General features: G+C 69.4%; 1 protein-coding gene. It reads right to left on the bottom strand.

The genetic code is table 11. The annotated features are described in order from the left end of the window. On the bottom strand, nt 1–776 hold a 776-nt coding region (locus AA75_RS05330), incomplete at its 3' end, for a hypothetical protein (protein WP_149037957.1). Between the last annotated feature and the right edge of the window lie 14 nt (nt 777–790).

Genomic DNA, 790 nt, shown 5'->3' with positions numbered 1-790 from the left:
CAGTCACCGAGCAGGTACTGACAGATCGCCAGATTGAAGCCCGCATGAATCCTCGCGATGAAAGGGGCGCCCTGAGCCCGCCACGGTTTCAGGACCTCGACGAAGTCGGCCTGCGCGGAGCGCAGTTCACCCAGGCCGAGGCGGCAGTAGCCTCGGTTGACCAGCAGGATCGTGTCGGAGACCGGCACACCGGCCGGATTGTCCGGCAACCCGGTGAGCCACGGCTCCTGCAGCGTCGCGTGCGGTCCGTCTGCGAAAAGCATGCCGCAGCCCAGAACCCACTGGATGCCGGCCAGGCCGTTCAGGTTCGCACCCAGTTCCGTGGCTCTGCGGGCGAGCTCGACCCCCCTGCGTCGCTGTCCGGTGTGGAAACACCCGTAGGAGAACCTCATGCAGGCCTGAAGGATCATTGCGCTGCTCTGCTCGGCCTCGGCCTCGGCGAGGCAGAGTTCTCCCAGCCGCAGAGCCTCTTGGAACCTTCCGTCCAGAAAGGCGTAGCCGCTCTGCAGGGCGGTGCGCATGGCGCACGGTTCGCAGGCGTCGACGGCGTGGCGCAGCCGGTGGCCGGCGCGGATGCCGTTGCGATTGAGGGTGTAGGTGGTGTGGGTGGCGGCGGTGAGGAAGCGGCGTTCGCGCAGGCTCCGGTCCTCGGTGAGATCGGAGGACCACTGCAGGAGGGTGGCCGCGCGCGGGAGGTTTCCGGCGGCGGCCTCACGGCCGGCCTCGGCCTCGAGATCGCCGGCCAGCTCGGCGTCCGCGTGATCGGTCGCCGCCACCCGGTGCGCCCACG

Source organism: Kitasatospora sp. MBT63 (genome assembly GCF_000710465.2).
GTDB lineage: Bacteria > Actinomycetota > Actinomycetes > Streptomycetales > Streptomycetaceae > Kitasatospora.
The sequence above is the reverse complement of the archived record's forward strand: the minus strand, read 5'-3'. Positions and strand labels throughout refer to the sequence as shown.